The organism is Pseudomonas oryzihabitans, from assembly GCF_006384975.1.
Classification (GTDB): Bacteria; Pseudomonadota; Gammaproteobacteria; order Pseudomonadales; family Pseudomonadaceae; genus Chryseomonas; species Chryseomonas psychrotolerans_B.
Genome location: NZ_CP021645.1, coordinates 2,600,784 through 2,621,645, shown reverse-complemented (window position 1 = coordinate 2,621,645; position 20,862 = coordinate 2,600,784). Strand labels below are relative to the sequence as shown.

The window sequence follows — 20,862 nt, the reverse complement described above, 5'->3', positions numbered from 1 at the left end:
CTACCGCTGGTATCTCTGCTTACGCTTTGTGGATTGCGCCGCTGCGCTTGTCTGTCCTAGTGTGGTGTTTCAGAAGTTATCTGCACAATTTTGGCGGCGCTTTTTCGTCGCAGACTGCGTTGCCACTCCTCGCCATAGCCCTGCTATGACTCGTCGCGGCGCCTGGTCTGGGCCAAAAAATCACTCGCCAATTCTTGCGCGAACTTCTGAAACACCACACTAGGTTGTCGAATACGGATCGGCGCCGCTCCTGGCGCCGACCTCGACCCGGAGGTCCCCATGCAATTGCCGGAATTGACCCAGCGCGCCCAGGCCGGAGAGGTCCGTGAACTCAATTTGCTCTCCATCGAAGGCGGCTTCTATGTTCTCGAGGTGCTCACCCAGGATGGCCGTGCGCGGCTGACGGGGCGCGATGGGCACTTCTACCGCCTCGGCTCGGCCGCCCAGGCTCGCCGTCTGCTGGCCGAGTTGCCGGCGCTGCCGTGCTTTCTCATCCAACACAGCGCCTACGACGAGATGGTGGGCATGGCGCCACGCTCCGCCGAGCCACTGAAGATCCCGCTGAACTACCGGAACGCCTCTTGAGCGAGGGCGCCGTCCGGCGCCTGCTGCCGGTCTTTGGCGATCAGCTGAGCCCAGGACTGGCTTCCTTGCGCGCTGCCGATCCGGCGCAAGACGTGCTGTTGCTGGCGGAGGTCATGAGCGAGGCCTCCTACGTGCCTCATCATCCGCGCAAGATCGCCTTCATCTTCAGTGCCATGCGTCATTTCGCCGTCGAGATGCGCGAGCGTGGCTTTCGGGTCGAGTACCGCACCCTCGACGATCCCCAGAACCAGGGTTCGCTAGCTGCCGAGATCGCCTTTTGGGCTCGCGAATTGAACGTAGCCGAGGTGGGTGTCACCGAAACCGGCGAATGGCGTCTGGAGCAGACTCTACGGCAGCTCGAGCTGGCGGTGCCGCTGCAGTGGTACGGCGATGATCGTTTTCTCTGCAGCCGAGCGGCTTTCGCCCGCTGGGCCGGCTCGCGCACCAACCTGAGGATGGAGACCTTCTACCGTGGCATGCGTCGGCGCCATGGCTGGCTGATGGCGGGGCCCGAGGAGCCCTGTGGCGGCACCTGGAACCTCGACAAGGAGAATCGCAAGGCGCTGCCCAGGGACCATGTCGTTCCCGCCGCGCTCGGTTGTCCTCCCGATGCCTGCACTCGGGAGGTGCTCGAACTGGTCGACCGAGCCTTCACCCATCACTATGGCCGGCTGGAAGGCTTCGATTATCCGGTGACGCGCGGGGACGCCGAGCGGCTGTGGCAACACTTCCTGGACACCGGGCTGCACGATTTCGGCGCTTACCAGGACGCCATGGCAAGGGGCGAGCCCTATCTCCATCATGCCCGTATCAGCGCCGCCCTCAACGTTGGCCTGCTGGACCTGCGTCGTCTCTGCGCCGACCTGGATGCTGCCTATCGCGAGGGCAGGGTGCCGCTGAACAGTGCCGAGGGGTTCCTGCGACAGCTCATCGGCTGGCGCGAGTACGTTCGTGGGATCTACTGGCTGCGCATGCCCGAATACGCCGAGTTGAATGCCCTGGGCAATACGCGCCCCTTGCCCGAGTTCTACTGGACCGGTGAGACACTCATGGCCTGCATGCGTGAGGCCATCGGCCAGACATTGGAGCTGGCCTATGCCCATCACATCCAGCGCTTGATGGTCACCGGTAATTTCGCCCTGCTGGCGGGTATCGTCCCCCAGGCCCTCGGCGAGTGGTATCTGGCGGTCTACCTGGATGCCTTCGAGTGGGTCGAGCTGCCCAACACCCAGGCCATGGTCATGCATGCGGACGGTGGCTACTTGGCGAGCAAGCCCTATTGCGCCAGTGGCCAATACATCCGGCGGCAATCCGACTACTGCAAGGGTTGCCACTATCAGGTCAGCGAGTCTCTGGGCGAGACGGCCTGTCCCTTCAATGCCCTCTACTGGCACTTCCTGATCCGCCATCGCCGCCGTTTCGCCAGCTATCCCCGCATGCACAATCTCTATCGAAATCTCGACCGGCAGGCGCCGGAACGGCAGCAGTCGCTCTGGCAGCGGGGCGAGGAATTGCTGGCGCGTCTGGATGCCGGAGAATCCCTATGAAAAAGAGCGATCTCCCTACCAAGGTCTGTCCCGTATGCCAGCGCCCCTTCGCCTGGCGCAAGAAGTGGGAAAAGAACTGGGGCGAGGTACGTTACTGCTCCGAGCGCTGTCGACGTCAGCGCGGCCACCCGAGTGGCGGCGAGCCGCACCCCTGATGTGCTAGGCTCGGCTCCTTTTTCACGATGGAAAGGCTGCTATGAACGACATCCTGCTCGACACCGACGAAGCCCGCGTCAGCTACGGCATCGGCCGCCAACTGGGCGATCAGTTGCGGCAGAATCCGGTCTCCGGCATGCAGTTGGCCGCCGTGCTTGCCGGCCTCACCGAAGCTTTCGATGGCCAGGCCTCCAAGGTGGACGTCGAGGCGCTCAACGCCAGCTTCCGCGTCATCCGTGAGCGCATGCAGGAAGAGGCCAAGGTCAAGGCCGCCGCTGCCGCTCAGGAGGGTGTCGACTACCTGAAGGCCAACGCCGAGCGACCCGGTGTCGTGGTGCTGCCGTCCGGTCTGCAATACGAAGTCTTGACTCAGGGGGAGGGCGCTACGCCTACCCGTGAAGATCAGGTGCGCACCCACTATCACGGCACCCTCATCGACGGCAGCGTGTTCGACAGCTCCTACGAGCGTGGCCAGCCTGCCGAGTTTCCGGTGGGCGGCGTGATCGCTGGCTGGACCGAGGCCCTGCAACTCATGCCTGCCGGCAGCAAGTGGCGGCTGCACGTACCCAGCGAGCTGGCCTACGGTGCCCAGGGCGTTGGCAGCATTCCGCCACACAGCGTGCTGGTGTTCGACGTCGAACTCCTCGACGTCCTCTAAGTGGTCAGACGTCCAGGCGCAGCGCTTCGTTTTCCGGGCGCAGCGCCAGGGCGTAGCTGAACAGGAAGACCTGGCGGATCTGCTCCTTCACTACCCGCGGCTCGCTGGAGGTAAGGCTATGCAGATCCAACTCGCCCAGGTCCTTGAATTCTTCCAGGGCCGTCTCGTCCAGTTCCGCGCAGACCTTGCCGGTTTCCCGGTTGAGGATGCGCAGATAGGGATGGGGCCGGTCCAGCCAGGCGTCGATCAGATAAGTCATGGGCAGGGCTCCTCTGCTGCTATTTATGAGAATAATTCTTATTCGCCAAATAGCAAGCGGATTACCTGACTTTTTTAGTCGGACATGAAAAAGCCCGCGGTCGACGACGACGGCGGGCTCTGGCGATGGATCGCCGGTATCAGTGGGTGCGGGCGACCGAGAAGCGCCCCAGTTCGGCCAAGGCGTCCCGATAGGGACTGGCCGGCAGGATCTCCAGGCACTCGATGGCCCGTTCGGCGAATTCCTGGGCTTTGCGGGCGGTGTAGTCGAGGGCGCCGGCTGCTTCGACGGCCGCGCGAACGCTTTCCAGGTCCTGGCTGCCGCCCTGACGGATCGCCTGGCGTACCAGCGCCGCCTGATCGGCCGTGCCTTCGCGCATGGTCACGATCAGCGGCAGGGTAGGCTTGCCTTCGGCCAGATCGTCACCGACGTTCTTGCCCAGGGTGGCGGCGTCGCCCTGGTAGTCGAGCAGGTCGTCCACCAGTTGGAAGGCTACGCCCAGGTGATCGCCATAGCGCCGCAAGGCTTCCGCCTGCTCGGGACTCGCCCCGGCCAGGATCGCCGCGCTATGGGTGGAGGCCTCGAAGAGCATGGCGGTCTTGCCGCGGATGACCTCCATGTAGATCTCTTCGGTGGTGCTGGCGTCGCGAATCTTCGACAGTTGCAGCACCTCGCCCTCGGCGATGACGCGGGTCGCCTGGGAGATGATGCGCATCACCTCCATCGAACCCAGCGCCACCATCATCTCGAAGGAGCGGGCGTAGAGAAAGTCGCCGACCAGAACGCTCGGTGCATTGCCCCATAGCGCGTTGGCGGTGGAGCGGCCACGGCGCATACCCGAGGCATCAACGACGTCGTCATGCAGGAGCGTGGAGGTATGCAGGAATTCGATGGTGGCCGCCAACAACTGGAGGTCATGGTCGGCGCGCCCGAGCGCCTTGCCGGCCAGCAGCACCAGGAGCGGACGCAGACGTTTGCCGCCAGCGGAGACGATGTAGTCGCCAATCTTCTCGACCAGCGGCACACGCGAAGTCAGCTGCTGGCGGATGATGCCGTCTACGGCGGCGAAATCGTCCGTCACCACGCGATAGAAGGACTGGGATTGCTGCGTCATTGAGAGGTGTCCACTGGAGTTCCGGGCAATATTCAGGCGGCCGGATGGCGCATGACCGCCAGACTATGCCCTAGGGACCGGCCAAAGTGCCATGCCCAAGGACTGCCATCGCGCTCCCGCGGCTCGCCGCACCTGCCGCTTCAAACAGGCACCGGCCCGGCATGGCCGCTGAACGAGGTTGCGCGGCATGCTAGGGGTGGGGTGGGGGGCTGTCAAGGCGCGGGCTGGAGGCTCTTGCCTCCGCGCGGTTGCTTGCGTAGAATCGCGGGCCCTGAACATTCCTAGGGTTGACCCCCTGTCTTACGCAATTGCACGGCGCTCCTTCCGATCCCGTGCAGCCATGCCGGTCGACGATACCTCTTATAAAGCACCGGGTGAGCAGGTTTAACGGAGATTTACCATGTCCTACGCAGTTATCGTTACCGGTGGCAAGCAATACAAGGTCGCCGAAGGCGAATACCTGAAGGTCGAGAAGCTCGACATCGCCACCGGTGAAACCGTCACCTTCGACCAGGTTCTGCTGGTTGGCAACGGTGACGACGTCAAGATCGGTCTGCCGGTCGTTGATGGTGCCAAAGTGACCGCCGAAGTGACCGCCCAGGGCCGTCACGACAAGGTCACCATCATCAAATTCCGTCGTCGTAAGCATCACATGAAGCGTCAGGGCCACCGTCAGTGGTTCACTGAAATCAAGATCACTGGCATCCAGGCCTGATCTCGCCTCTAACGGAGAATTGACTCATGGCACACAAAAAAGCGGGTGGTTCTACTCGTAACGGTCGCGATTCCGAAAGCAAACGCCTTGGCGTGAAGCTGTACGGCGGCCAGGTCGTCAAGGCCGGTAACATCATCGTGCGTCAGCGCGGCACCCAGTACCATGCCGGCTACGGCGTGGGCCTCGGCAAGGATCACACCCTGTTCGCGAAAGTGGACGGCGTGATCAAGTTCGACGTGAAGGGCGCCTTCGGCCGTCGTTACGTGAGCATCGTCACCGCCGCCTAAGGCCTGTGACGAAAGAAAAGCCCTGTCTACCCGACGGGGCTTTTTCGTTTGTAGTTAAGCTATTTTCTTGTTTGCAGCGGCCCGCGAGCGCGGGAGGTCCAGATGAAATTCGTCGATGAAGTATCCATACACGTAAAAGCGGGTGACGGCGGCAACGGCATGATGAGTTTCCGCCGGGAGAAATTCATCGAGAAGGGTGGCCCCAATGGTGGTGACGGTGGCGATGGCGGTTCGATCTGGCTCGAAGCCGACATTAATCTGAACACCCTGGTCGATTACCGTTACACCCGTCGCTTCACCGCGCAGAACGGTGAAAAGGGCGGTAGTACCGAGTGCACCGGCGCCAAGGGTGAAGACCTGGTGCTGCCCGTGCCCGTAGGCACCACGGTGATCGATGCGGCGACCCAGGAAATCATCGGTGACCTGACTCAGCCCGGCCAGCGCATCCGAGTCGTCCAGGGCGGTTGGCACGGCCTGGGCAATACCCGCTTCAAATCCAGTACCAACCGCGCGCCGCGGCAGACCACGCCTGGCAAGCCCGGCGAAGAGCGCGATCTCAAGCTGGAGCTCAAGGTGCTGGCGGACATCGGTCTGCTCGGCCTGCCCAATGCCGGCAAGAGCACCTTCATTCGCGCGGTGTCGGCCGCCAAGCCCAAGGTGGCGGACTATCCCTTCACCACCCTGGTGCCGAATCTGGGAGTGGTCAGCGTGGGCCGCTTCAAGAGCTTCGTGGTCGCCGACATTCCGGGGCTGATCGAGGGGGCCTCCGAAGGCGCGGGCTTGGGGATTCGTTTCCTCAAGCACCTGGCACGGACTCGGTTGCTGCTGCATCTCGTCGACATGGCGCCCCTGGATGAAAGTGATCCGGCCGAGGCGGCCGAGACCATCATCAACGAGTTGACCAAGTTCAGTCCGGCCCTGGGCGAGCGTGACCGCTGGCTAGTGCTGAACAAGGCCGACCAGCTGCTCGACGAAGAGCGCGAAGAGCGCCTCAAGGCAGTCGTCGAGCGTCTGGACTGGCAAGGGCCGGTCTTCGTCATCTCCGCGCTGGAGCGCGAGGGGACCGAGGCGCTTTGCCAAGCGATCATGCAGTACCTGGACGAGCGCTCCCTGCGCATCGCTGAGGATCCAGCCTACGCCGAGGCGCTGGAAGAACTCGATCAGCGGATCGAGGACGAGGCGCGGGCGCGGCTGCAGGCGCTGGATGACCAGCGTGCCCTGCGGCGTTCGGGCGTCAAGGCGGTTGACGAAGACGACGACTTCGATGATGACGAAGACGACGGCGACGGTCCGGAAATCTTCTACGTACGGTAAGAAAGGAGCTTGCCCATGCGTGATCAGGTGTCTGGCGCCCAGCGCTGGGTGGTGAAGATCGGCAGCGCCCTGCTGACCGACGATGGACGTTGCCTCGATGGCGGCGCCATGGCTGGTTGGGTTGAGCAGATGGTGGCGCTGCACCAGGCCGGTATCGAGCTGGTGCTGGTGTCCTCGGGTGCGGTGGCGGCTGGCATGAGTCGGCTCGGCTGGACCCAGCGGCCAACCGCCATCAACGAGTTGCAGGCCGCCGCCGCGGTAGGGCAGATGGGCTTGGTGCAGGCCTGGGAATCCAGTTTCGCCGAGCACCAGGTGCAGACGGCGCAGATCCTGCTCACTCATGATGACCTGTCGGACCGCAAGCGCTACCTCAATGCCCGCAGCACCCTGCGCACCCTGGTCAGTCTGGGCGTGGTGCCGGTGATCAATGAGAACGATACCGTCGTCACCGACGAGATCCGCTTCGGCGACAACGACACCTTGGCCGCCCTGGTGGCCAACCTGGTCGAGGCTGATCTGCTGGTCATCCTCACCGATCGCGACGGCATGTTCGATGCCGATCCGCGCAGTAATCCCGATGCCAGTCTCATCAGCGAGGCGCGAGCGGACGATCCGGCACTGGATCTGGTCGCTGGCGGTACCGGCGGTGCCTTGGGGCGTGGCGGCATGCAGACCAAGCTGCGCGCCGCGCGGCTGGCGGCCCGCTCCGGCGCCTATACGGTTATCGTCGGTGGGCGTATCCAGCAGGTCCTCAGCCGTCTGCAGCAGGGCGAGCAACTGGGTACCCTCTTGTCACCCGAGCGTGGCCTGGTGGCGGCGCGCAAGCAGTGGCTGGCAGGGCATCTGCAGGTGCGTGGCACGCTGCGGCTGGATGCTGGCGCGGTCCAGGCCCTGGTCGGCGGTCATCGCAGCCTTCTGCCGGTAGGCGTGCAGGAGCTGGAAGGCAATTTCCGCCGGGGCGAAATGGTCGCCTGTGTCGGGCCCGATGGGCGTGAAGTGGCGCGTGGCCTGGTCAACTACAGTGCAACCGAGGCGCGTCGTATCCTGGGAAGACCTTCGGATGCCATCGTCGTCGAGCTCGGCTATGTCTATGAGCCCGAGTTGATCCACAGGGACAATCTGGTCCTGGTCTGAGGGTAAGTCCGATCGGTCGCGACCGATCGGGATCTGCCGGTGGGAAACGTCCTGGCTGCCAATACCTTATAAATAGCGCCGTTGAGCCTTGAGTCGCGTTGATCGTTAACGGCGTTTTAGGGTTTGGGGGGGAGTTATGAGTATTCAGCAGCTGCGTATCGCGCGGCCGGTCAGTGATCTTGAGATAAGTTGCGCTATGTACTGCGCAGGCTTGGGGCTCACCCGCCTTGGTGGATTTGCCGATCACGATGGCTTTAGTGGCGTGATGCTGGGCGACGAATCGCTATCCTGGCATCTGGAGTTCACCTTTTGCCATCATCACCCTGTCGAGCCTGCGACGACCGCAGAGGATCTGTTGGTGCTGTATCTGCCGGATGAGGAGCAGTGGCGGCGGCGTTGTTCAGCGCTAGTGCGCGCGGGCTTCGAAGAGGTAGCGCCGCTCAATCCTTATTGGGCGAAAAGCGGGGCGACGTTCCAGGACAAGGATCGCTATCGGGTGGTGGTGCAGAATTCGTCATGGAAAAGTAGGATGTCGGTATCCTGATGAATTCATGGTATGGGCGGTGTTTCAGCTGCATGGCCGGCCCGTGATCACGTTTGCCTGTTCATGCGCTGTCAGCGACGTCGGTCCGCCATCTTTGATGGGGTGACTGCGCGAGAGCCTGCAGCTCGGTTATTGCACAAAATCCAGGCAATAAAAAAACCGGCCTAGGCCGGTTTTTTTATTCGAACGCTTATCAGGCAGCGGCGGGGATAGCCAGGGCCTTGATGTGCGCGTTCAGGCGGCTCTTGTGACGAGCGGCTTTGTTCTTGTCGATGATGCCCTTGTCGGCCATGCGGTCGATGACCGGAACGGCAGCAACATAAGCAGACTTGGCTTTTTCCAGGTCCTTGGCTTCGATCGCCTTGACGACGTTCTTGATGTAGGTACGCACCATGGAGCGCAGGCTCGCATTGTGGCTGCGACGCTTCTCAGCCTGTTTGGCGCGTTTTTTGGCGGAGGGGGAGTTAGCCACCGTGGAGCTCCTTCGAAAAAGACTGTATTAGGTACAGAGCGAACTCTGTAGCAAGTACAGAGCTAAATTAAGGTCGCGAATCTTGACGTCCCTGGCGGCGCCTGTCAAGGCCGTCTGGATGGATATCCGGCTGGTCGCCGACATGCGGGATGGTTACACTCGCGAGCCGCCAATATATGGCTAATTCGATCGAAAGCGTGGGCCTGCGCGTCAATACATGCCTAATTCGCCGGCTTACCCCGCTGTCAATATTCGCCGAAATCGAGAGGGTCTGCGGCCCTTGGCCGTAATGCCCCTCGCCATCGAGTGCTTTCATGAATCTGCTCAAGTCCCTGGCCGCCGTCAGCTCCATGACCATGCTGTCCCGCGTGCTGGGGTTCGTGCGTGACACCATCGTTGCCCGAACCTTTGGCGCCGGCATGGCCACCGATGCCTTCTTCGTCGCCTTCAAGCTGCCCAACCTACTGCGTCGCATCTTCGCCGAGGGGGCCTTCTCCCAGGCCTTCGTGCCCATCCTCGCCGAATACAAGTCGCAGCAGGGCGAGGAGGCCACCCGGACCTTCCTGGCCTACGTCAGTGGTCTGCTGACCCTGGTGTTGGCGGTGGTCACGGTCCTGGGCATGCTGGCGGCGCCGCTGGTGATCTGGATCACCGCGCCGGGCTTCGCCGATACCCCGGAGAAGTTCGCGCTCACCTCCAGTCTTTTGCGGGTGACCTTTCCCTACATCCTGCTGATTTCCCTGGCGTCCCTGGCCGGCGCGGTGCTCAATACCTGGAACAGGTTCAGCGTGCCGGCCTTCGTGCCGACGCTGCTCAACATCAGCATGATCATCTTCGCGCTGTTCCTCACGCCGTACTTCGATCCGCCGATCATGGCGCTGGCCTGGGCGACGTTGGTGGGTGGTCTGGCTCAGTTCCTCTATCAGCTGCCGCACCTCAAGCGCATCGGCATGCTGGTGCTGCCACGCCTCAATCTGCGCGATAGCGGTGTCTGGCGGGTCATGCGGCAGATGGGGCCGGCGATCCTCGGGGTCTCGGTCAGCCAGTTCTCGCTGATCATCAACACCATCTTCGCCTCCTTCCTCGCCGCCGGCTCGGTGTCCTGGATGTACTACGCCGACCGCCTCATGGAGCTGCCTTCCGGGGTGCTCGGCGTGGCCCTGGGGACCATCCTGCTGCCGGCCCTGTCGCGCACCTATGCCAAGGCCGATCGCCAGGAATACTCGCGCCTGCTCGACTGGGGCCTGCGGCTGTGTTTCCTGCTGGTGCTGCCCTGCGCCGCGGCCCTGGCGCTGCTGGCCGAGCCGCTGACGGTATCGCTGTTCCAGTATGGTCGCTTCGATGCCCATGACGCCCTGATGACCCAGCGCGCCCTGATCGCCTATGCGGTGGGGTTGCTGGGCATCATCCTGGTCAAGGTGCTGGCGCCGGGCTTCTATGCCCAGCAGAACATCAAGACGCCGGTGAAGATTGCCATCTTCACCCTGGTGGTGACCCAGGTGCTCAACCTGATCCTGATCGGTCCGCTGCAGCACGTGGGCCTGGCCCTGGCCATAGGTCTGGCGGCCTGTCTCAACGCGGGCCTTTTATTCTGGCAGTTGCGCCGCCATAACCTGTTCATGCCCCAGCCTGGCTGGCTGGGCTTCCTGCTGCGGCTGCTGGTCGCCGTGATGGTGATGAGCGCCGTGCTGTTCGGACTCATGCAGATATTGCCCAACTGGAGCGAAGGCCTGATGTGGCAGCGCCTGCTGCGTCTCGGTGGCTTGGTGGCGGCTGGGGTACTGGCCTATTTCGCCAGTCTCTTCCTGCTCGGTTTCCGGCTGCGCGACTTCAACCGGCGGGCGGTGATGTAGTGGCCAGGGGATCGCATGAAGCCGGGCGTGCGCCTGTCCTCACGGCGGGCATCCGGATATAATCGATTAATTTCTGAGCAATACCTACCCATGCAGCTGTTTCGCGGTCTCCATCATCTCGACGCCTTTCCCAAGGGCTGCGTTGCCACCATCGGCAACTTCGACGGGGTTCACCTGGGGCACCAGGCCATCCTCGCGCGGCTGCGTGAGCGTTCGGCGGAGCTCGGGGTGCCCAGTTGCGTGGTGATCTTCGAGCCGCAGCCCCGCGAATTCTTCCTGCCCGACATCGCGCCGGTGCGGCTGACCCGCCTGCGCGAGAAGCTGGAATGCTTCGCACGCCTGGGCGTCGACAACGTGCTGTGCCTGAACTTCAATCGGCGGTTGCGCGAGCTGTCCGCCGAGGCCTTCGTCCAGCAGGTGCTGGTAAAGGGGCTGGGCGTGAAGCACCTGGAGATCGGTGACGACTTCCGTTTCGGCTGCGATCGCGCCGGCGACTTCACCTATTTGAACTTGGCCGCCCGCGAGCATGGCTTCACTCTGGAAGCCGCCACTACCGTGGAGCTGGATGGCCTGAGAGTCAGCAGTACCCTGATCCGCCAAGCCTTGGCCGACGGAGATCTGGCACTAGCCGAGCGCATGCTGGGTCGGCCCTACAGCCTCTCCGGGCGGGTACTGCATGGTCAGAAACTGGCACGCCAGCTGGGTTGGCCGACCGCCAATGTCCAGCTCAAGCGGCGCCGCCCGCCATTGCGCGGCGTCTATCTGGTCAGCAGCCTGATCGATGGGCGAGTAGTCCCGGGCGTGGCCAACATCGGCCAGCGTCCGACGGTGCAGGGCGATGGTCGCCCGCACCTGGAGATCCATCTGCTGGATTTTGCCGGCGACCTCTATGGCCGCCATCTCAGCGTGACCTTCGTGCAGAAGGTGCGCGACGAACAGAAATTCGCCTCTCTGGAGGCCCTCAAGGCGGCGATCGAAGCGGACGTCGCCACGGCCCGCGCCTTCTGGCAGGGGCAACCGTCAACGAGCCTGGACTGACATGACCGATTACAAAGCGACGCTCAATCTGCCGGAAACGGCATTCCCGATGAAAGCCGGCCTGCCGCAGCGCGAGCCGGAGATGCTGCAGCGCTGGCAGGACATCGGGCTGTACGAGAAGCTGCGCGCTATCGGCAAGGGCCGGCCGACCTTCATCCTGCATGACGGTCCGCCCTATGCCAACGGCAGCATCCACATCGGTCATGCGCTGAACAAGATCCTCAAGGACATCATCACCCGCTCCAAGACTCTGGCCGGCTTCGATGCCCCCTATGTGCCGGGCTGGGATTGCCATGGCCTGCCCATCGAGCACAAGGTGGAGACCACCTTCGGCAAGAATCAGCCGGCGGACCTGACCCGCGAGCGCTGCCGGGCCTATGCCAGCGAGCAGATCGAAGAGCAGAAGGCCGGCTTCGTCCGCCTGGGCGTGCTCGGTGACTGGAGCAATCCTTACCTGACCATGAACTTCGCCAACGAGGCCGGCGAGATCCGCGCCCTGGCGGAGATGGTCAAGAACGGCTTCGTCTTCAAGGGCCTCAAGCCGGTCAACTTCTGCTTCGACTGCGGCTCCGCCCTGGCCGAGGCCGAGGTGGAGTACCAGGACAAGCGATCCGACGCCATCGACGTGGCCTTCCCGGTCGCCGATGCCGACAAGCTGGCGGCCGCCTTCGGCCTGGGCGCCCTGGCCAAGCCCACCGCCATCGTCATCTGGACCACCACTCCCTGGACCATCCCGGCCAACCAGGCGCTCAACGTGCACCCCGAATTCACCTATGCACTGGTGGACGTCGGTGATCGTCTGTTGGTGCTGGCCGAAGAACTGGTGGAAAGCTGCCTGGCACGCTACGGCCTGCAGGGCGAGGTGATCGCCACCGCGCCGGGTACCGCCCTGGAGCTGATCAACTTCCGTCATCCGCTGTACGAGCGGCTGTCGCCCATCTACCTGGCCGAGTATGTCGAGCTGGGTGCCGGTACGGGCGTGGTGCACTGCTCGCCCGCCTATGGTGAGGACGACTTCCGCATCTGCAAGCAATACGGCCTGAGCAACGACGACATCCTCAATCCGGTGCAGAGCAACGGCGTCTACGCCGAGTCGCTGCCGCTGTTCGGTGGCCAGTTCATCTGGAAGGCCAATCCGGCCATCGTCGGCGCGCTGGAAGAGGCGGGCGCCCTGTTCAAGCACGAGACGATCAACCACAGCTACATGCACTGCTGGCGCCACAAGACGCCGCTGATCTATCGCGCCACCGCCCAATGGTTCGTCGGCATGGACAAGCAGCCCAACGAGGGCGCTACCCTGCGTGAGCGCTCCTTGGCGGCCATCGAGCAGACCAATTTCGTCCCGGCCTGGGGCCAGGCGCGTCTGCACGGCATGATCGCCGGCCGTCCCGACTGGTGCATCTCGCGTCAGCGCAACTGGGGCGTGCCGATTCCTTTCTTCACCCACAAGGAAAGCGGCGAGCTGCACCCGCGCACCGTCGAACTGATGGAAGCCGTCGCCCAGCGCGTCGAGCGCGAGGGCATCGAAGCTTGGTTCAAGCTCGATCCCGCTGAACTGCTCGGCGAAGAAGCCGGCCAGTACGACAAGAGCCGCGACACCCTCGACGTCTGGTTCGACTCGGGCACCACTCACTGGCACGTATTGCGCGGCTCCCATGCCGAGCTGGCGCATACCCAGGGTCCGGTCGCTGACCTTTACCTGGAAGGCTCCGACCAGCACCGTGGCTGGTTCCACTCCTCGCTGCTGACCGGCTGCGCCATCGACGGCCATGCGCCTTACAAGGAATTGCTGACCCACGGCTTCACCGTGGACGAGCAGGGCCGCAAGCAGTCCAAGTCGCTGGGCAACGTGGTCGCCCCGCAAAAGGTCATCGACAGCCTGGGCGCCGACATCCTGCGCCTCTGGGTCGCCTCCACCGACTACACCGGCGAGATGGCGGTCTCCGAGCAGATCCTGCAGCGTAGCGCCGATTCCTACCGCCGCATCCGTAACACCGCGCGCTTCCTGCTCTCCAACCTGTCTGGCTTCGATCCAGCGGTCAACCGGGTCGCCCCCGAGGACATGATCGACCTGGATCGCTGGGCGGTGGATCGCGCCCTGCTGCTGCAGAAGGAAATCGAGCAGGCCTACGCCGAGTACCGCTTCCTCAACGTTTACCAGAAGGTGCACAACTTCTGCGTGCAGGAGCTGGGCGGCTTCTACCTCGACATCATCAAGGACCGCCAGTACACCACCGGTGCCGACAGCCTGCCGCGCCGCTCCTGCCAGACGGCGCTGTACCTCATCGCCGAGGCCCTGGTGCGCTGGATCGCCCCCATCCTGTCCTTCACCGCCGACGAGATCTGGCAGTACCTGCCGGGCGAGCGGGAAGAGTCGGTGATGCTGACCACCTGGTACGACGGCCTCTTCGCCCTGCCCGAAGGTGCGACCCTGGATCGCGCCTATTGGGACCAGGTCATGGCGGTCAAGGCCGCGGTCAACAAGGAGCTGGAAAACCAGCGTGCCGCCAAGACCCTGGGCGGCAGCCTGCAGGCGGAGATCACCCTCTACGCCGACAGTGCCCTGCAGACCGTACTGGAGGCCCTGGGCAACGAACTCAGATTCGTACTCATCTCCTCCCAGGCCGCTGTCCAGCCGCTGGAGCAGGCACCCGAAGGCGCCGTGGCCAGCGAGCTGAGCGGTCTCAAGCTGGTGGTACGCAAGTCCGAAGCACCCAAGTGCGCCCGTTGCTGGCATCACAGCCACAGCGTGGGCCAGCATGCCGAGCATCCGGAAATCTGCGACCGCTGCGTGACCAACGTCTATGGGGCTGGCGAGGTGCGTGAGCATGCGTGAGGCTCAGCGCTTCGGCGCCTTGCCCTGGTTGGCCTTGAGCGTGCTGGTGATCCTGCTGGATCAGCTGAGCAAAGCCTACTTCCAGAACAACCTATCGCTCTACCAGCAGGTGCCGGTGATTCCCGACCTGTTCAGCTGGACCCTGGCCTACAACACCGGTGCCGCCTTCAGCTTCCTGGCCGACCATTCCGGCTGGCAGCGCTGGTTCTTCGCCGGTATCGCCCTGGTGGTCAGCGTGGTGCTGGTGGTCTGGCTCAAGCGCCTGCGCAACGACACCTGGACCGCCATCGCCCTGGCCCTGATCCTGGGCGGTGCCCTGGGCAACCTTTATGATCGTATGGTCCTGGGCCACGTCATCGACTTCATCCTGGTGCACTGGCGCCAGGAGTGGCGCTTCCCGGCCTTCAACGTGGCCGACAGTGCCATCACCGTCGGCGCCATCATGCTGGCCCTGGACATGTTCCGTAAGAAGCCGGAGGTCGCCCATGGCTGAGATCACCGTCGGCCCGGATACCCGGGTCACCCTGCATTTCGCCATCAAGCTACAGAACGGCGATGTGGTGGACAGCACCTTCGACAAGGCGCCAGCCACCTTCACCGTCGGGGACGGCAATTTGTTGCCTGGTTTCGAACAGTCACTGTTCGGCTTGCAGGCCGGCGCCAAGACCAGCCTGACCATCCCGCCGGAGCGTGGCTTTGGCCAACCCAACGATGGCAACCTGCAGACCATGGCGCGTGATGATTTCACCGACATGGAGCTGTCGCCGGGCCTGCTGATCATCTTCAGCGACGCCGCTGGCGGCGAGATGCCCGGCGTGGTCAAGAGCTATGACGACGAGCAGGTGATCATAGATTTCAACCACCCGCTGGCCGGCCGTGTGCTGACCTTCGACGTGGAAATCCTGGCCATCGAGCCTGCCGTCTCCCATTGATCTACCGCCGCCCGTGAAGCGGGCAGAGGAGCCTATGCAGATCAAGCTCGCCAATCCCCGCGGCTTCTGCGCCGGCGTGGACCGCGCCATCGACATCGTCGACCGGGCGCTGGACGTCTTCGGCCCGCCCATCTATGTGCGTCACGAGGTGGTGCACAACAAGTTCGTGGTCGACAACCTGCGCGCCCGTGGCGCTGTCTTCGTCGAGGACGTAGCCGACGTGCCGGACGACGTCATCCTCATCTTCAGCGCTCACGGCGTGTCCCAGGCGGTTCGCCGTGAGGCGGCCGAACGGGGTCTCAAGGTGTTCGATGCCACCTGTCCGTTGGTGACCAAGGTGCACATGGAAGTGGCGCGTTACAGCCGCGACGGCCAGGAATGCATCCTCATCGGCCACGCCGGGCATCCGGAAGTGGAGGGCACCATGGGCCAGTACGACGACCGTGCCGGCGGTGCCATCTACCTGGTGGAAGACGAGGAAGACGTAGAAAAACTCGAGGTACGCAACCCCGCGGCCCTGTTCTACGTCTCCCAGACCACCCTGTCGATGGACGACACCCGCAAGGTGATCGACGCCCTGCGCGCCAAGTTTCCCCTGATCAACGGCCCACGCAAGAACGATATCTGCTACGCCACCACCAACCGCCAGGATGCGGTGAAGACCCTGGCGCTGGAAAGCGATGTGGTCCTAGTGGTCGGCAGTCCCAATAGCTCCAACTCCAATCGCCTGCGCGAACTCTCTGAACGCCTGGGCACCCCGGCCTACCTGATCGATGGCGCCGAGGATATGCAGCAGAGCTGGTTCGAAGGCGTGCAACGCATCGGCGTCACCGCCGGCGCCTCGGCTCCTGAAGTGCTGGTGCGCGGTGTCATTGACCGGCTACAGCGCTGGGGTGCTACCGGCGAAGTGGAACTGGAAGGCCAGCCCGAGAACATCACCTTTACCCTGCCGAAGGAGCTCAGGGTGAAGGCGGTATAGGACGCCGCTGGCGCCCTAGCGGCGCCAGCAGTCGGCAGTGGTGGCGGTACTGGCCTGGCCTTTGAGGCCGGTGTTGGTGAGCGTCAGAGCACCACATTTGTCATTGGCCATCACCCCAGTGTTGTTCGGCGTGGCGGTGGCGGTATAGGACGTACCTGCATTACCCACGGTAATGGTGAAGGTGTAGTTGGTTCCCGTAGGATAGGGCGGTGCCGGATTGTCCGGCACATCCGTCCCTCCGACCGTCTTCGAATAGCGCCCCGCCCCTGTGTAGTACCGCTCCATGAACTGCGACAGCTGCATGAGCGATGCTTCGGCATCGGCGCGATTACCTTTGCGGATATGTTCCACATAGGACGGGTAGGCGATGGCGGCCAGGATGCCGACGATGGCCACCACGATCATCACTTCGATAAGGGTGAAGCCTCTTTGTAGGGGCTTGGTAGATTTCTTCATCGCTAATTTCTGATCTCTCGCCAAGACATTCTTCCGGAGGTGCGGTTTCCGGATGAAATGTCTTTGCAATCTATTTGCCCGTTAGCTAGCGAGACGCAGGCCACGCTGTTTTTCGGTCCTTGGCTATTTAAAGAACCATCTGATCCGTTAGCCGATCCGTTAGCCGATCCGTTAGCCGGACTACCAATGTAAACACCTTTGGATGCTCCTCCTCCATTTAATAAGCCTGATGCAGGAATCCGCACATTTCCATTGAGTACATAGTCGCTTGCATCCAGCAGATGATCGCCGTTGAGATCGAAATAGCTGTAGTTGAACCGACTGCCGGTCAGAACGTTTACCGCCATGATCCAGCTGGTTCCTCCACCGGTACAGGGGTCACTTGAAGGCGTCATGCTGGTGAAGACGACCGCACCACCACTTAGGGCAGCCTTGGCTATCACTCTTTCTCCGGTAAGCGTTCCTGGCCCGCCGTTTTGTGTCTTCCAGACTAAATCCATGAACCAGCCGGCTTGACCTGAGCCTAGGGTATTGTCGCTGACGGCTCTCGCCCGGTTGGTACCGACCGTGCCCTGAGCGATGATCTGCTGTTCGAGTAACTGATTACGCGTAACAGCCTGGCCCCGGTCGATAATGGCATAGAAACTCTCCAGCCTTGGCCGTGCCGGAATGATGTTGTCGCCAATGCGATAATAACTACCGGTGCCGAAGAGGATGATGGCCTTGCCGTCGGTATTCAATGCCGCTGCCAAAGGGGCGGTGATGGGTTGTGGTACGTTACCGTAGTCCGGACCTGTGGTAGCAGTGAAGAGTGGCGTAGTGGGTGTCTGCCAGTTGTTTGGATCGGTGCTGGAAATATCGAATTTCCAGAGGTTGCCAGCCGTGTCGCCTACATAGAGGGAATCCGCGATGCGGTCATTGTTCAGGTCGACGGCCAGAGGCGCACCCAGGCCTCCCGTGGTGGTCAGGGTGAAAACCTTGATTACCTGGCCGGTACCGGCATCGAGAATCCATACCTTGCCAGAGGTCACGGGGCCATCGCTGAAGCCGCTGGTGACGATGACGCCAAAACTGCCGTTGGGTAGGGCGACGATGGCCGGCTTTTGTACGGGATAATGCATATCAGGTGAGGCGAATTCCCAAAGCACCTTATCCTTATTCATGCCACTGGGATTTGTCACGTCCAAAGCAAAGACGGCATTGCCACCGGCACCCGTCGTTCCGACCAGCAGGGTATGCCAGGCACCGTCGTAATAGGCGTCGGAAGAAGTCGCAGGTCCGTCGACATAATACCTATGGCTATAGTCTTGTCGCGTTAATTGATAAAGATTGCCCAAAATGGCCCGCGGAACATAGGCGAAAAGCTCACTGCCGCCAGAGTCGCCAAGGCTGCCATTGAATATATGCAGCATGCCGTCATTGGCGCCGGCCACCACGATGGGCGCCCGAGTTTTGATTGTTGCTCGGAAGTCTAGGTAGCTATTTCCTGCTTGGCCGGGCAAAAGGTTGTAACCGTAATCCGGCTGGCCGATATAAAGCGGATCGGAGTTAACGATGTCGCCTAAGCGGCTGGCACGGGTGCGCAAGGGGTTCGTGGCAGCTGTTTCAGGGCTACGATCACCTCTCAGGTAATTCAGGCGTCGCTGGCCTTCTGCGTCGTTGACTTGGGTACCGTCACCATTGTTGCGAAGCGCCGCCTTGGCGTCATCATCCAAGGCATTACTCCCAGTCCAAGAGAGGTCGCGCCCGCCTGTTGCGACCAAACTTCCGCTGGCTGGTGCATTGCCGGTGGCGATGTTACGCGTGGAAAAGTCCCGGGCATCCAGCTTCGCGGCTGCGCTCCAGGTAGCGGTTGGACTCAGAGTGCCATCTGCATTGAAAGCCTGGGCGACCAGATCACCGCTCCAGAATTTCGGCTTATAACTCGCCTGGAAGAGTGCCGTACCGGTGTTGAGTTCCGAACTGCTGGCACCGATCGAAGTACTCGTATTACTTGTTTCACTGGCGATCTGGGCAAAGGCTTTTTTCAGGCTGGTAGTCATAGCCTGGGCATCGCTGGCTACGAAGAAGTTATCGGGTCTTTTGTCCCCTGTGGGAAGAATATCGCCACTGGTCCACCAGAGATTGTCGGTGATACTAGCACTGGTAGCAGTGTCAGGAGAAAAGTTCTGTGGGACGCTGAAACCACCATATTTGGCTGCGAGCCAGTATTGGTTTTGGGCTTTGCCCGCGAGCGTTTGGTTTTCCCGAACATCCATCCAATAGGTGGATATGGTCTGATTACCCGATAGGTCTGGCCGTTGATCCCGGGTATGGGCATCGTAGGCGAGGCCGGCGATATAGGCTGAGTTGCCGCGGCCTGTGAAAGGCGTGTTTATGGTGATGCCTTCGAGTGATGCAATTTTCTGAGTAGCGGTTTGCACATTCACCGTGGTGTCCGCCGTCACCTCTGCGGGCCTTGCCGGTTCGCCGCCGGACGAGGTATCGCCTCCCGGCAGATTCTTATCGTCCCAGGTATTGGTATCGCCGATACCGAGGATCACGTTCTTCTGGCAAGAGTAGGTAATGGGATCGTCCCAGCTCGTGACTACCGGGAAACCATCGGCTTGGGCATAGCGGTTGGTGGCATCGCCTGTGAGATTGCTATAGGCGGCGACGTTGCCCTGGTGCTTGAAATAACGGATTGCCGTGTAATAAAGCTCGCTGACTGGGTCGAAACTCTTTAGGTTGCGATAGTCTTTTTGGCTGTCATAGGGCATGGAGCCGAATTTGTTCAGATAGTTGAGGACACCGCTGTTGGTGATTCCCGTGGTGCCCGGAGTACTACTGGCTTCCGCAGGACGTGGATTGAGACTTTGGATACCGGTCTGGGCATTCCATTCCGCATTGGTATTGGTCGTCTGGTCGGGATTCAACGGGCCGATGAAGGTCTGTTTGGCACGTAGTACCCCGCCATCCCTCAGCACATCAGAATCGTTGAGATAGCTGACGACGGAATAGCGCAGCCGATCGGAGTATTGCTGCAGCAGCCCTTCGGGCTTGTAGTTCGATGCCGAATAAGCCTTGCAGTTGCTCTCGAGGCCCACAGCCGGATTACAGACCTGCACCTGGACGCGCACGCGATAGACGCTGTTGGTGTTGGTTGCACCACCTCCCGGGTAATAGTCTCTTCTGAGGCTGTTGCCATCCCATTGGCGAGTATTGTTAGGATCGAGATCGGTCCAGACGCTCGGCCAATTATTGCCATAGCCATAATCTCTGGAGCCACCGCCGCCAATACGGTCATTCCAGTTGGAAAACAGCATGTCGAAACCCTGGCCTTCCAGGCGGACATAGAGATTGTCCCAGGTGGCGGCAAAGGGCGTGGCGCCCGCGATTTCGGAGTGAGGGATAAGCCCTTGATCAGTGCTCAGTCGGTTGCCGGCACTGTTCTGGCCATCATGACGTGCTTTTTGCAGGACCGTGAGGCCTTCGGTGTCCCGAATACGCTCGCCACCGGTCAGAGCACTACGGAAGGGATCGATGGTAGGAGTAGCAGCCCAATTCAGGAAGTTGCCGCTCCACTGCCTGGCGCCATTGCATTGGTGATTGCTGGCTGAGGTCTGGGGCTGGAACCAACTATTGTCTAAGTTGGTACTACCATCGCCAGACTGGGCAGATGGATTGGCGTAGGTGTAGACGTAGCACTTGTTGGAATCGAAATAACCACTATAGGTGTTAGCGGAGCTATAGCTGCCGAGATTGGCTACCGACAGCACAGTAGGCCATTCCACCGAGGGTACCAGAGCCAGACTGCCTGGAATGTTGGCTCCGCTCGCCAAAGGGGTTTGGGATACCGCAGGCTGCGTGGTCGTGGTCGTGGTCGTGGTCGTGGTCGACGGGGTCAGCGTGGCCTGGGCGAACGGGGCCGTGACGCCGCAGGCCAGGATGCCCAGGCTGTAACGGCGAATTCGGGATGCGTAAGAGCTATGCATGGGATTCTC

General features: G+C 61.9%; 20 protein-coding genes. 15 read left to right on the top strand and 5 right to left on the bottom strand.

All coding sequences use genetic code 11. From position 1 onward, the window contains the following. The first annotated feature begins 279 nt into the window (after window positions 1-279). From CCZ28_RS11680 to CCZ28_RS11665, 4 genes are read left to right on the top strand one after another with little or no spacing between them, the layout of a single operon-like run. Window positions 280-585, top strand: a complete 306-nt coding sequence (locus CCZ28_RS11680) for a DUF6482 family protein (RefSeq protein WP_058760766.1) — start codon at window positions 280-282, stop codon at window positions 583-585. Then, window positions 582-2,132 (top strand): cryptochrome/photolyase family protein, encoded by a 1,551-nt coding sequence (locus tag CCZ28_RS11675; RefSeq protein WP_140218183.1) that lies wholly within the window; start codon window positions 582-584, stop codon window positions 2,130-2,132. The genes CCZ28_RS11680 and CCZ28_RS11675 overlap by 4 nt, the downstream gene beginning before the upstream one ends. Beyond that, window positions 2,129-2,287 (top strand): DUF2256 domain-containing protein, encoded by a 159-nt coding sequence (locus CCZ28_RS11670; RefSeq protein WP_140218180.1) that lies wholly within the window; start codon window positions 2,129-2,131, stop codon window positions 2,285-2,287. The genes CCZ28_RS11675 and CCZ28_RS11670 overlap by 4 nt, the downstream gene beginning before the upstream one ends. A 41-nt stretch (window positions 2,288-2,328) precedes the next feature. After that, window positions 2,329-2,946, top strand: coding sequence for an FKBP-type peptidyl-prolyl cis-trans isomerase (locus CCZ28_RS11665; RefSeq protein WP_140218178.1), 618 nt, complete (start codon window positions 2,329-2,331; stop codon window positions 2,944-2,946). Window positions 2,947-2,950: 4 nt separating this feature from the next. Here CCZ28_RS11665 and CCZ28_RS11660 read toward each other — a convergent pair whose 3' ends face one another. Together CCZ28_RS11660 and CCZ28_RS11655 are read right to left on the bottom strand one after the other, a co-directional pair. Next, on the bottom strand, window positions 2,951-3,205 hold the full coding sequence (locus CCZ28_RS11660) for a hypothetical protein (protein WP_140218177.1): 255 nt from the start codon (window positions 3,203-3,205) through the stop codon (window positions 2,951-2,953). Window positions 3,206-3,344: 139 nt separating this feature from the next. Beyond that, window positions 3,345-4,319, bottom strand: a complete 975-nt coding sequence (locus CCZ28_RS11655; RefSeq protein ID WP_140218175.1) for a polyprenyl synthetase family protein — start codon at window positions 4,317-4,319, stop codon at window positions 3,345-3,347. A 400-nt stretch (window positions 4,320-4,719) separates the two neighbouring features. On the opposite strand from CCZ28_RS11655, the gene rplU reads away from it, so the two are divergent. The 5 genes from rplU to CCZ28_RS11630 all read left to right on the top strand — a co-directional run bounded on the left by rplU (window position 4,720) and on the right by CCZ28_RS11630 (window position 8,313). Next, window positions 4,720-5,034, top strand: coding sequence for a 50S ribosomal protein L21 (gene rplU, locus CCZ28_RS11650; RefSeq protein WP_007160791.1), 315 nt, complete (start codon window positions 4,720-4,722; stop codon window positions 5,032-5,034). Window positions 5,035-5,060: 26 nt separating this feature from the next. Beyond that, a complete protein-coding gene (rpmA, locus tag CCZ28_RS11645) occupies window positions 5,061-5,321 on the top strand; it encodes a 50S ribosomal protein L27 (protein WP_058760761.1) in 261 nt (86 codons plus the stop codon). Between the two features lie 102 nt (window positions 5,322-5,423). Further along, a complete protein-coding gene (cgtA, locus tag CCZ28_RS11640; protein ID WP_058772405.1) occupies window positions 5,424-6,635 on the top strand; it encodes an Obg family GTPase CgtA in 1,212 nt (403 codons plus the stop codon). A 15-nt stretch (window positions 6,636-6,650) separates the two neighbouring features. Continuing rightward, the gene (proB, locus tag CCZ28_RS11635) at window positions 6,651-7,769 is read left to right on the top strand and encodes a glutamate 5-kinase (protein WP_140218173.1); all 1,119 of its coding nucleotides are present in this window, start codon (window positions 6,651-6,653) and stop codon (window positions 7,767-7,769) included. A gap of 136 nt (window positions 7,770-7,905) precedes the next feature. Then, on the top strand, window positions 7,906-8,313 hold the full coding sequence (locus tag CCZ28_RS11630; protein WP_140218171.1) for a VOC family protein: 408 nt from the start codon (window positions 7,906-7,908) through the stop codon (window positions 8,311-8,313). A gap of 193 nt (window positions 8,314-8,506) precedes the next feature. Here CCZ28_RS11630 and rpsT read toward each other — a convergent pair whose 3' ends face one another. Next, window positions 8,507-8,785, bottom strand: coding sequence for a 30S ribosomal protein S20 (rpsT, locus tag CCZ28_RS11625; RefSeq protein WP_058760758.1), 279 nt, complete (start codon window positions 8,783-8,785; stop codon window positions 8,507-8,509). A gap of 314 nt (window positions 8,786-9,099) precedes the next feature. Between rpsT and murJ the strand changes: the two genes are divergently transcribed. The 6 genes from murJ (at window position 9,100) to ispH (ending at window position 16,423) form a co-directional block, all read left to right on the top strand. Next, complete coding sequence (gene murJ, locus CCZ28_RS11620; protein ID WP_140218169.1) at window positions 9,100-10,638, top strand: murein biosynthesis integral membrane protein MurJ; 1,539 nt, start codon at window positions 9,100-9,102, stop codon at window positions 10,636-10,638. 90 nt (window positions 10,639-10,728) lie between these two features. Beyond that, window positions 10,729-11,676: a bifunctional riboflavin kinase/FAD synthetase gene (gene ribF, locus CCZ28_RS11615; protein WP_140218167.1), complete on the top strand. Its 948-nt coding sequence runs from the start codon at window positions 10,729-10,731 to the stop codon at window positions 11,674-11,676. 1 nt (window position 11,677) lies between these two features. Next, entirely contained in the window at window positions 11,678-14,512 is a 2,835-nt protein-coding gene (gene ileS, locus CCZ28_RS11610; protein ID WP_140218165.1) for an isoleucine--tRNA ligase, read from the top strand. Then, window positions 14,505-15,005, top strand: a complete 501-nt coding sequence (gene lspA, locus CCZ28_RS11605; protein WP_140218163.1) for a signal peptidase II — start codon at window positions 14,505-14,507, stop codon at window positions 15,003-15,005. The genes ileS and lspA overlap by 8 nt, the downstream gene beginning before the upstream one ends. Then, window positions 14,998-15,444, top strand: a complete 447-nt coding sequence (gene fkpB / locus CCZ28_RS11600; RefSeq protein WP_140218161.1) for an FKBP-type peptidyl-prolyl cis-trans isomerase — start codon at window positions 14,998-15,000, stop codon at window positions 15,442-15,444. The genes lspA and fkpB overlap by 8 nt, the downstream gene beginning before the upstream one ends. Window positions 15,445-15,478: 34 nt before the next feature. Continuing rightward, on the top strand, window positions 15,479-16,423 hold the full coding sequence (gene ispH, locus CCZ28_RS11595; RefSeq protein WP_140218159.1) for a 4-hydroxy-3-methylbut-2-enyl diphosphate reductase: 945 nt from the start codon (window positions 15,479-15,481) through the stop codon (window positions 16,421-16,423). A gap of 15 nt (window positions 16,424-16,438) precedes the next feature. Here ispH and CCZ28_RS11590 read toward each other — a convergent pair whose 3' ends face one another. Then, on the bottom strand, window positions 16,439-16,879 hold the full coding sequence (locus CCZ28_RS11590) for a type IV pilin protein (protein WP_140218157.1): 441 nt from the start codon (window positions 16,877-16,879) through the stop codon (window positions 16,439-16,441). 2 nt (window positions 16,880-16,881) lie between these two features. Further along, the gene (locus CCZ28_RS11585) at window positions 16,882-20,853 is read right to left on the bottom strand and encodes a pilus assembly protein (protein WP_140218155.1); all 3,972 of its coding nucleotides are present in this window, start codon (window positions 20,851-20,853) and stop codon (window positions 16,882-16,884) included. Between the last annotated feature and the right edge of the window lie 9 nt (window positions 20,854-20,862).

Coding starts and splice junctions, on each gene's coding strand:
- CCZ28_RS11680 (WP_058760766.1), top strand. CDS start 280: ATGCAATTGCCGGAATTGACCCAGCGCGCCCAGGCCGGAGAGGTCCGT.
- CCZ28_RS11670 (WP_140218180.1), top strand. CDS start 2,129: ATGAAAAAGAGCGATCTCCCTACCAAGGTCTGTCCCGTATGCCAGCGC.
- CCZ28_RS11665 (WP_140218178.1), top strand. CDS start 2,329: ATGAACGACATCCTGCTCGACACCGACGAAGCCCGCGTCAGCTACGGC.
- CCZ28_RS11660 (WP_140218177.1), bottom strand. CDS start 3,205: ATGACTTATCTGATCGACGCCTGGCTGGACCGGCCCCATCCCTATCTG.
- CCZ28_RS11655 (WP_140218175.1), bottom strand. CDS start 4,319: ATGACGCAGCAATCCCAGTCCTTCTATCGCGTGGTGACGGACGATTTC.
- rplU (WP_007160791.1), top strand. CDS start 4,720: ATGTCCTACGCAGTTATCGTTACCGGTGGCAAGCAATACAAGGTCGCC.
- rpmA (WP_058760761.1), top strand. CDS start 5,061: ATGGCACACAAAAAAGCGGGTGGTTCTACTCGTAACGGTCGCGATTCC.
- cgtA (WP_058772405.1), top strand. CDS start 5,424: ATGAAATTCGTCGATGAAGTATCCATACACGTAAAAGCGGGTGACGGC.
- proB (WP_140218173.1), top strand. CDS start 6,651: ATGCGTGATCAGGTGTCTGGCGCCCAGCGCTGGGTGGTGAAGATCGGC.
- CCZ28_RS11630 (WP_140218171.1), top strand. CDS start 7,906: ATGAGTATTCAGCAGCTGCGTATCGCGCGGCCGGTCAGTGATCTTGAG.
- murJ (WP_140218169.1), top strand. CDS start 9,100: ATGAATCTGCTCAAGTCCCTGGCCGCCGTCAGCTCCATGACCATGCTG.
- ribF (WP_140218167.1), top strand. CDS start 10,729: ATGCAGCTGTTTCGCGGTCTCCATCATCTCGACGCCTTTCCCAAGGGC.
- ileS (WP_140218165.1), top strand. CDS start 11,678: ATGACCGATTACAAAGCGACGCTCAATCTGCCGGAAACGGCATTCCCG.
- lspA (WP_140218163.1), top strand. CDS start 14,505: ATGCGTGAGGCTCAGCGCTTCGGCGCCTTGCCCTGGTTGGCCTTGAGC.
- fkpB (WP_140218161.1), top strand. CDS start 14,998: ATGGCTGAGATCACCGTCGGCCCGGATACCCGGGTCACCCTGCATTTC.
- ispH (WP_140218159.1), top strand. CDS start 15,479: ATGCAGATCAAGCTCGCCAATCCCCGCGGCTTCTGCGCCGGCGTGGAC.
- CCZ28_RS11590 (WP_140218157.1), bottom strand. CDS start 16,879: ATGAAGAAATCTACCAAGCCCCTACAAAGAGGCTTCACCCTTATCGAA.
- CCZ28_RS11585 (WP_140218155.1), bottom strand. CDS start 20,853: ATGCATAGCTCTTACGCATCCCGAATTCGCCGTTACAGCCTGGGCATC.